Here is an 8,696-nt window from a genome sequence, read left to right as displayed (position 1 = left end):
GATCGCGAGATCCGGGCCTTTTCCTTTGGTTCTTTGAGGTGCTCAATCGACCCACCAGTTGTCACCCCGGCGAAGGCCGGGGCCCAACTTGAGATCTCGGGATGGGCCCCGGCCTTCGCCGGGGTGACAATCGAGGTTTTGGCAGTCTCATTGATCAGAAACGGGGATTCCCGCTTTCGCGGGAATGACGCGGCGGGGGCGCGAGGATGATACGCCCCCACCCCAAGAGCGACCTCAAGCCCCGTACGGGTCCCAGCCGTTGGCCTGGAAGACGCCGATGATGTAGCCGTAGCAGAAGGCAAAGGCGGTTTCGAAGGGCGCTTCGCCGTCGATGTGTGGTACGTGGTCGGGCATGATCATGCAGTCGACGCCAACCTCCTTGTAGATCTTGAGGCTCGCCGCCATGTCCATGTCGCCGGCATCGGGAAACTCCTCCGTGAAGGAGTAGCGGCCGCCCTTGATGTTGCGGAAATGGACGTTGAAGATCTTCTTGCGTTCACCGAACCAGCGAATGATATCGCCGATTTCCTCGCGCGGATTTTCGAGGCTTTCGGCCACCGTGCCCTGACAGAAATTGAGCCCATGATAGGGGCTTTCAGCGATCGAGACGAATTTCTTGAGCCCCTCGGCTGAGCCCAGAACCCGCTCTTCCATGCCGCGATAACCCGGGCGCGTCAGTGGATCATGTGGGTGACAGGCAAGACGCACCTTGCTCGCCTCGGCCACCGGCACGACGCGCTCGAGGAACCAGGTGATGCGCTCCCACATCTCGTCGGCACTTACCTGGCCCGCGCCGCTGAGTACCGCATCATCCGACGTCTGATCATGCCGGAAGGTGGACATGATGGCTCCGCCGCGCCCGCGCTCGGACGGGGTGCGAGGAATGCCGAGAATGTTGAAATTGTACTTGGCGGCCTTGATGCCCAATGCGCCCAGCGTCTCGATGAGCCGACAAATGCTCTCCACTTCACGTTCGCGATCTGGATCGCGCCCCAGCACAATCGAGGGCGATTTTACATTATCGACGCCGGCGGAAGACATGGGCAACTGCACCATGTCGAGCACCAGGCCAGCCGCTTCGATCCGCTCGATGTGGCGCTCGAGGATGTCGCGCGTCCAGTCATGCGGATTGCCCACAGGATCGACGCAGACATGGCGCAGACCAAGCTGCGCCAGCTGGCGCAAGTGGGCATCGCCCACCTCGTTGAACTTCTCCCCGCTCAGCTGGGTGCCCACATACATGCCAATACCCTCAAGTGTTATGACTTCTACAAAGTTGTATGAAATATATGGGCATGCTACAAGCCGAACCTGATCGGCGGGCGGCAGATTTTTATCGCTTTCTCCGGGATCGCGGCACGAGAAGGATGACAAATCGGCCTTAGCGTGGCATGCGATTAGGGCCCCACACTGCTGCGGCTCGCTAGCAGACTGTTACCATTTGAGGACGCGAATAGCGGAAATGGCTGAAATCGTAGCCCTGCGACTGACGGATCGCGTCAAAGACGGACTTGTCCGCCTCATCACCGACAGCGGCCTGAAACCCGGCGACAATCTGCCGCCGGCCTAAAAGCTCTGCGAGACTTTCGACGTGAGCCGCACGGTGGTGCGCGAAGCCATTGCCAGCCTCAAGGCGGAGGGACGGCTGCGCTCGCTGCGCGGCAGCGGCGTCTATGTCAGCGAGCCACCCAAAGTGCTGGGCGGTTCCATGTTCATGGAAGCGCCGCAGGACATTGCCGATGTGCTCGACCTGATCGAGTTCCGCATGAGCGTCGAGATCGAGGCGGCGGGGCTCGCGGCCGAGCGCCGGACCGAGACCAATCTCCTGCGTATGGAACAGGCGCTGACTCAGTTTGCGCGACACCTGGCGGACAATACGCTCGCCACCGATGCCGACCGGGCTTTTCACCGCGCCATTGCCGATGCCACCAACAATTCGCGCTTTCGCCTCTTCGTCGACGAAATGGGCGAAAGGCTGATCCCGCGCCGGGCGCTGGGCGCCAGTTTCAGCGACGAAAAGGACAAGGCCGAGTTTCTGGAAAATATCCAGACCGAGCACCGGCGCATCTTTGAGGCCATCAGCGATCGCAAGCCCGACGCGGCAAGGCTGGCAATGCGCCAGCACCTAGAAGGCGGCCGCCGGCGCTATCGCGAGTGGAGCCTTGCCCACGACATTGGCAATTGAGGGCCGGCAGCGTGGCGCAACCTGAGGTGCAATGGGTTATCCGCGAGCGGTTTGGCGTGGGCGAAAGCCCGGTCTGGGACGCGAGCACCGGGCGCCTGCTCTGGTGCGATATTCCGGCCGGCACGATCCACGCGCTCGATTCAGACGGAAAGCGGAGGGCCTGGAGCTTTGACGAGCCAGTGCCCAGCTTTGGCCTGGCGCAAGGCGGTAAGCTGGTCGTGGCGCTGCGCAATGACGTTGTCCTCTTTGATCCCGAAAGCGGACGGCGCGACCGGATCGCGCATATCGAGCACGCAAAGCCCAGCATGCGGCTCAACGATGGCAAGGTGGGGCCAGACGGCGCTTTCTGGGTCGGCAGCATGGACGCTTCGTCCGAGGGCAGGCCGGCGGCAAAACTCTATCGCGTCGATCCCACTGGCGAGGTGCGGGTGATTGCCGAGGGGATCGCCATCTCCAACGGCCTTGCCTGGAATGCCGAGAGCACCCTGCTCTACCATTCGGACTCGCGCGGCAGCATGTGGCTCGACAGCTGGGATTTTGACCGGACGACCGGGGCGGTGAACAATCGCCGGCGCCTGCGCGACAATGACGAGGCCAGCGGCCGCCCGGATGGGGGCGCCTGCGACATGGCCGGAACCTACTGGTCTGCAGGCCCTTCCGCCAGCCGCATCAACCGGTTTTCGGCCAGTGGCGACCTGCTCGGCTGGGTCGATGTACCGCTCAAATTCCCGACCATGCCTTGTTTTGGCGGCCCCGACCTGCGGACGATTTACGTGACAAGCCTCGACTCCCGAGAAGACGGGCGCGACGGCATCGTCAAATTCGAGGTCGACGTGCCCGGCGTGCCTGTGGGCGTCTTCGGCTAGGGCCGATCAGCGCTCGCCTTTCGCTCAAAGCCGGCAATCTCTTGTCAAAGCGCCATTGGGTGCATGACGACGACCGCCCCTTGCCTCAACGTCCTTCCCTGCTTGGCGATGCTGTTTCCTGCGCCGGATTTCGCGACGGTCGGCCACACCCCGACCGATCGCGGCTTGACGCCTCTGTCGTTCTCATGCTTCATAAATCCGCAATAATGATATATATCCCATAATAAGGGAATATTCGGAGGAGATTGAGATGAAGCGCACTGCTCTGGCAGTGGCGACGACTGTCGTTGCCCTTATGTCCGCCAATGGCCTTGCCTATGCCCAATCCAAGGGTGGCGTTATCGACGTTGCCACCATTGGTGAACCGCCGACACTCGACCCGATGGCCTCGACGGCCGACCTCGTCGGCATCGTGACCCAGCACATTTTCGAAACGCTCTACACGTTCGACGCCAAGTGGGGCGCAACGCCGCTGCTCGCAGCCGCTCTGCCCACGATCTCGGAAGACGGCAAAACCTATACGATTCCACTGCGTACGGGCATCAAGTTCCATGACGGCAGCGTCATGAGCTCGGCCGACGTGGTCGCCTCGCTCAAGCGCTGGACCACGGTTGCGACCCGCGGCAAGCAGGCAGGCGAAGTCATTACGGACATCGCTGCGACCGACGCCTCCACCGTCACCATCACGCTGTCCAAGCCCTATGCACCGCTCGTTGCCCTGCTCTCGCTGAACAATGCCGCGGCGATCATTCTGCCCGCTGCCAATACCGCACAGGACCCACTGACCAGCTTTGTCGGGACCGGCCCTTACAAGCTGCAGGAACGCGTGCCCGACCAATATATTCAGCTGGTCCGCTTCGATGACTATCAGTCGCTGGGCGGCGAACCGAACGGTTACGGCGGCGCGCGCAACCAGTACCTCGACGAAATTCGCTTCGTGCCGGTGCCCGATCCCAGCACGCGCGTCAGCGCGGCCATGGCCGGACAGTACGACTATGTCGACCAGCTTCCGGTGGAATCCTTCCAGCAGATCAGCGGCGGCGCGACCAAGCCGGTGGTTCTGGCTCCATTCGGCTGGCCGGTTTTCATGATGAACACCAAGGACGGCCTCAATTCCGATATCCGCATCCGCAAGGCCATTCAGGCCGCGCTGGCGCCAGAGGACATGATGCTGGCCGCGTTCGGCTCGCCCGACTTCTTCTCCATCGACGCCGCCTGGTATCCGGAAAGCTTCGTCTGGCACTCGGAAGAAGGCACAGCGGCGTATAAGCCGGATGGTGACACCGAGGCAGCCAAGGTCCTCTTGGCCGAGGCCGGTTATGACGGCAAACCACTGCGCATCCTGACCAGCCGCCAGTATGAATTCCATTACAAGATGGCGCAGGTGGCTCAGGCCTATCTCGAGGCCGCCGGCTTCAAGGTGCAGATGGACGTGGTGGAATGGGCAACCCTGACCACCAATCGCGCCGACCCGGCCCTTTGGGACATCTACATCACCCACAGCCCGTTCCTGCCAGAGCCCTCGCTGATGGGCATCATGTCGGACACCTCGCCCGGCTGGTGGGCAACGGACGCCAAGCACGCAGCCGTGGAAGCCTTCAACGCCGAGAGCGATCCGGCCAAGCGCGCCGCGCTGTTCGTCGACGTCCAGAAGGTCATCTATGATGAAGTGCCGGGCTACAAGGTGGGCAACTTCAATGCCCTCGCCGCCCAGTCGCCCGAGCTTGACGGCGTGACTCCGGCCCCCTGGCCCTATTTCTGGAACGCCTACGTCACTGCCCAGTAGCAGACGCAATCGCCGCCGCGGCCAGCGCCGCGGCGGCAGTCCTGTCGCACGGCCCGGCCCCACCGCGCCGAGAGGAGCACTTTATGGTTCGTTCTGCCCTCAATCGCATCCTCGGCATGCTGGTGGTGATGGCGCTGGTTGTTACCATTGTCTTCGTCATCGTGCGCGTCACGCCGGGCGATCCCGCCGCGGTGATGCTTGGCCCCGACGCCACCGCCGCCGACATCGAAGCCTTGCGCGAACGGCTGGGGCTCAATGCCTCGATCCCGCAGCAGTTTCTCACCTATGTCGCCGGCATTTTGCGGGGCGATTTCGGCCAGTCGATCTTCCTCAATATGCCGGTGACCGAGGCGCTGATGCAGCGGGCCGAGCCGACGTTTTTCCTCACCATCTTCTCACTGGCCATCGCGACGCTGATCGCGCTGCCGATCGGCGTCCTTTCGGCCTATCGGCGCGGTTCGATCTTCGATCAGGCGGCGACGACGCTGGCCATGTTCGCCGCCTCCGTTCCCAGTTTCTGGCTGGGCCTGGTGCTCATGCAGGTCTTTGCCGTGCAACTGGGCTGGTTCAATACTTCCGGCTATGGCGGCCCCGGCGCGAGTTTTCTGACCCGCATGCACCACCTGGTCTTGCCTGCGGTCACCCTGGGACTGATCAGCTCGGCCCTCATCACCCGCTTCACCCGCGCCTCCATGCTCGACGTGCTCAACGATGACTATGTTCGCACGGCGCGCTCCAAGGGCATGAGCGAATGGCGCGTCGTCACCAAGCATGCCCTCAAGAATGCGCTGATCCCGATCCTCACCGTCATCGGCCTCACCGCGGCGCTGCTGATCTCCGGCGCTATCGTCACCGAGACGGTCTATGGCCTGCCCGGCGTCGGCAGCCTCATCGTCTCGGCCGTGCTGCGGCGCGACTACCCTCTGATCCAGGGTGCGCTGCTGGTCGTGGCCGGTCTCTACGTACTGGTGAATTTCATCATCGACATGCTCTACCTCATCATCGATCCGCGGGTGCGCTACTGATGGCCGCAATTGCTCAAGGCGGGTTCCGCGAACCCAATCTGCTGATGAAAATGGCGAGCCGCCCCACCGCCATGGCGGGGTTGGTGGTTCTGGTTGTCATGATCGCGCTTTCGCTGCTGGCGCCCTGGCTCTCGCCCTATGATCCGGCGCAGCTGGCGGTGCGCAACAGGCTACAGCCACCCAGTTTGCAGAACTTCTTCGGCACGGATGATCTCGGGCGCGACGTCTTTACCCGCGTGCTCTATTCCGGGCGCACCTCGATCGCCGTGGGCTTTGCCGTGGTGATCTTCTCATCGATCATCGGCGTTTTTCTGGGATTGATGGCCGGCTTTTTCCGCAAGCTCGATGCTCCGGTATCCCGGCTCATCGATGCCATGATGGCCTTTCCCGATATTCTGCTCGCCATTGCTCTGGTTGCCGCGCTCGGTGCTTCTGCCAACAATGTGGTGATTGCGCTCGGCGTCGTCTATGCGCCGCGTCTGGCCCGCGTCGTCCGCGCTTCGACCCTGGTGATCCGCGAATTGCCTTATGTCGAGGCCGCGCGGGCCCTGGGCGTACCAACACCGGTGACGCTGGTGCGGCACGTGCTGCGCAATGTCACCTCACCACTTCTGGTCCAGGCCACCTTCATCTTCGCCAATGCCATACTCGCGGAAGCCGGGCTCTCCTTCCTCGGCGTCGGCATTTCGCCCGATATCCCGACCTGGGGCACCATGATCTCGGTGGGCCGGCAATATATGGAACAGGCGCCTTGGATCATGTGGTTCCCCGGTGGGGCAATCATCCTGGCGGTGCTTTCCCTGCAATTGGTGGGTGATGGACTGCGTGACTTCCTCGACCCGCGCCTCGCCAAGGATGTGTGATGTTCGACAATCATTTTAAGCCACAGGCTCAAGGCCTTCTCATCCGCAATGCCCGCCCCATCGGCTTTGCTCAACCCAACCTGCCGCCCCAAACCGACGTACTGGTCGGGGCCGATGGAAGCATCGAGGCCGTCGGCCCCGCCATCGCGGCTGACAACGTCCGTATAGTCGATGCTGCAGGCGCGTTCATCAGCCCGGGCTGGACCGACCTCCACACCCATGTCTGGTATGGTGGCACCGACATTTCCATACGCCCCAGCCAGGGGGGCGCGGAGCGTGGCGTCACCACGCTGGTGGACGCAGGATCTGCGGGTGAAGCCAATTTCCATGGCCTGCGCGAATTCATCATCGAACCGGCCCGCGAAAATATCTATGCCTTCCTCAATCTGGGCTCGATTGGCCTCGTCGCCTGCAACCGGGTGACAGAATTGCAGGACATGCGTTCGATCGATATCGACCGCACGATCGCTGTGATCCGGGCCCATCGCGACCTCATCGTCGGCCTCAAAGTCCGGGCCAGCGCCGTCATTTCCGGTGGCTGGGATCTGGTCCCCCTTAAACTGGCGAAGAAAATCGGCCGCATTGTCGACCTGCCGGTCATGGTGCACGTGGGCGAACCGCCCCCGCTTTATGATGATGTGCTGGGCCTGCTCACCTCGGGCGACATCGTCACCCATTGCTTCAACGGCAAGCAGGGCGGCTCGATCATCGAGGATGAAGACCTCTATCAACTCGCCGAAGAAGCAAGCCGCCGCGGCATCGTTCTCGATGTGGGCCATGGCGGGGCATCGTTCTCCTTCGATGTCGGACGGGCAGCCCTGGCCCGGGGGTTAAAGCCCAACACGATCTCGACCGATCTCCACAATCGGTCGCTCGATACTTCGGTTTGGGACATGGCGACGACCATGAGCAAATTGCTCTCTTTGGGCATGGCGCTTGAAGACGTGGTCATCGCCTCTTCGACCGCCCCGAAGCGGGCGATCCGCAAGCCGCACGAAAATCTGTTGAGCGTTGGGAAACCCGCCGAGTTCACCCTGTTCGAACTTGCCGACACCGACCTCACCGTGGTCGACAGCCAGGGCGCGAGCAGCACCCTGCACCAGACCTTTGAGCCGCGTTTCGCCATTCTCGGCGCCGAGGCCGTCCCGGCCAGCCGGCACCAGCCCGAGCCAGGTCACACCTGTCCCCATTGCGGGAGCAAGACATGAGCGCGTCCCTTGCTCAGGACACGATCCTTTCGGTGCGCGATCTTAGAACCTGGTTCAAGGGCCGGCACCTCACCGCCAAAGCGGTCGATGGCGTCACCTTCGACCTCAAGCGCGGCAAAACGCTGGCTGTTGTGGGGGAGTCGGGCTCAGGAAAGTCGGTGACGAGCCTTTCAGTCATGGGCCTTCTCGCCAAGCCCGGTCGCATTGAAAGCGGCGAGGTGCTGTTTCGCGACCGTGGAGGCGCCGTACACGACCTCGCGCGCTTCAACCCTGCGCAGTTCAGGGCCATTCGCGGCAGCGAAATCGCCATGATCTTTCAGGAGCCGATGACCTCGCTCAACCCGCTCTACACGGTGGGCGACCAGATCGGTGAAATGATTGCCCTGCACACCCGGCTCGGCCGCACCGAAGCCCGCGCTCGCGCGCTCGAAATGCTCCGCCATGTCGAAATCCCCGACGCCGCCCGCCGGCTCGACGACTATCCGCACCAGATGTCGGGCGGCATGCGCCAGCGTGTCATGATTGCCATGGCACTGAGCTGCAACCCTTCCCTGCTGATCGCCGACGAGCCAACCACCGCGCTCGACGTTACCATTCAGGCACAGATCCTCGACCTGCTGCAGCGCTTGCAGGCCCAGTTTGGGATGTCGATCCTGTTCATCACCCACAATCTGGGCGTGGTGGCGGAAATCGCCCATGACGTGGTGGTCATGTATGGCGGGCGCGTCGTCGAACAGGCGCCGGTCAACGACCTCTTTGCCCA

Annotated in this window: 8 protein-coding genes and 1 pseudogene; 8 read left to right on the top strand and 1 reads right to left on the bottom strand. The window is 62.6% G+C overall.

Features of this window, described 5'->3' with window-relative positions; genetic code table 11:
• Positions 1–234: 234 nt before the first annotated feature.
• Positions 235–1,242, bottom strand: coding sequence for a mannonate dehydratase (locus J0I64_RS06615; protein WP_291406806.1), 1,008 nt, complete (start codon positions 1,240–1,242; stop codon positions 235–237).
• Positions 1,243–1,582: 340 nt separating this feature from the next.
• Between J0I64_RS06615 and J0I64_RS06610 the strand changes: the two are divergent.
• The 8 genes and pseudogenes from J0I64_RS06610 to J0I64_RS06575 form a co-directional block, all read left to right on the top strand.
• Positions 1,583–1,666 (top strand): annotated as a pseudogene (locus J0I64_RS06610) (GntR family transcriptional regulator); the annotation flags it as partial.
• Between the two features lie 42 nt (positions 1,667–1,708).
• Complete coding sequence (locus J0I64_RS06605) at positions 1,709–2,185, top strand: FCD domain-containing protein (RefSeq protein WP_366933706.1); 477 nt, start codon at positions 1,709–1,711, stop codon at positions 2,183–2,185.
• 11 nt (positions 2,186–2,196) lie between these two features.
• The gene (locus tag J0I64_RS06600) at positions 2,197–3,051 is read left to right on the top strand and encodes an SMP-30/gluconolactonase/LRE family protein (RefSeq protein WP_291406805.1); all 855 of its coding nucleotides are present in this window, start codon (positions 2,197–2,199) and stop codon (positions 3,049–3,051) included.
• Positions 3,052–3,301: 250 nt separating this feature from the next.
• Entirely contained in the window at positions 3,302–4,837 is a 1,536-nt protein-coding gene (locus tag J0I64_RS06595; protein WP_291406804.1) for an ABC transporter substrate-binding protein, read from the top strand.
• A gap of 83 nt (positions 4,838–4,920) precedes the next feature.
• Positions 4,921–5,862, top strand: coding sequence for an ABC transporter permease (locus J0I64_RS06590; protein ID WP_291406803.1), 942 nt, complete (start codon positions 4,921–4,923; stop codon positions 5,860–5,862).
• Positions 5,863–5,906: 44 nt separating this feature from the next.
• Entirely contained in the window at positions 5,907–6,725 is an 819-nt protein-coding gene (locus J0I64_RS06585; protein ID WP_291406807.1) for an ABC transporter permease, read from the top strand.
• Positions 6,725–7,933, top strand: a complete 1,209-nt coding sequence (locus J0I64_RS06580) for an amidohydrolase/deacetylase family metallohydrolase (protein ID WP_291406802.1) — start codon at positions 6,725–6,727, stop codon at positions 7,931–7,933. The genes J0I64_RS06585 and J0I64_RS06580 overlap by 1 nt, the downstream gene beginning before the upstream one ends.
• On the top strand, positions 7,930–8,696 hold a 767-nt coding region (locus tag J0I64_RS06575), incomplete at its 3' end, for an ABC transporter ATP-binding protein (protein ID WP_291406801.1). The genes J0I64_RS06580 and J0I64_RS06575, both read left to right, overlap by 4 nt.

The sequence above is a fragment of the Devosia sp. genome (assembly GCF_017307565.1).
GTDB lineage: Bacteria > Pseudomonadota > Alphaproteobacteria > Rhizobiales > Devosiaceae > Devosia.
The sequence above is the reverse complement of the archived record's forward strand: the minus strand, read 5'-3'. Positions and strand labels throughout refer to the sequence as shown.

Coding starts and splice junctions, on each gene's coding strand:
- J0I64_RS06615 (WP_291406806.1), bottom strand. CDS start 1,242: ATGTATGTGGGCACCCAGCTGAGCGGGGAGAAGTTCAACGAGGTGGGC.
- J0I64_RS06580 (WP_291406802.1), top strand. CDS start 6,725: ATGTTCGACAATCATTTTAAGCCACAGGCTCAAGGCCTTCTCATCCGC.
- J0I64_RS06590 (WP_291406803.1), top strand. CDS start 4,921: ATGGTTCGTTCTGCCCTCAATCGCATCCTCGGCATGCTGGTGGTGATG.
- J0I64_RS06585 (WP_291406807.1), top strand. CDS start 5,907: ATGAAAATGGCGAGCCGCCCCACCGCCATGGCGGGGTTGGTGGTTCTG.
- J0I64_RS06595 (WP_291406804.1), top strand. CDS start 3,302: ATGAAGCGCACTGCTCTGGCAGTGGCGACGACTGTCGTTGCCCTTATG.
- J0I64_RS06605 (WP_366933706.1), top strand. CDS start 1,709: ATGTTCATGGAAGCGCCGCAGGACATTGCCGATGTGCTCGACCTGATC.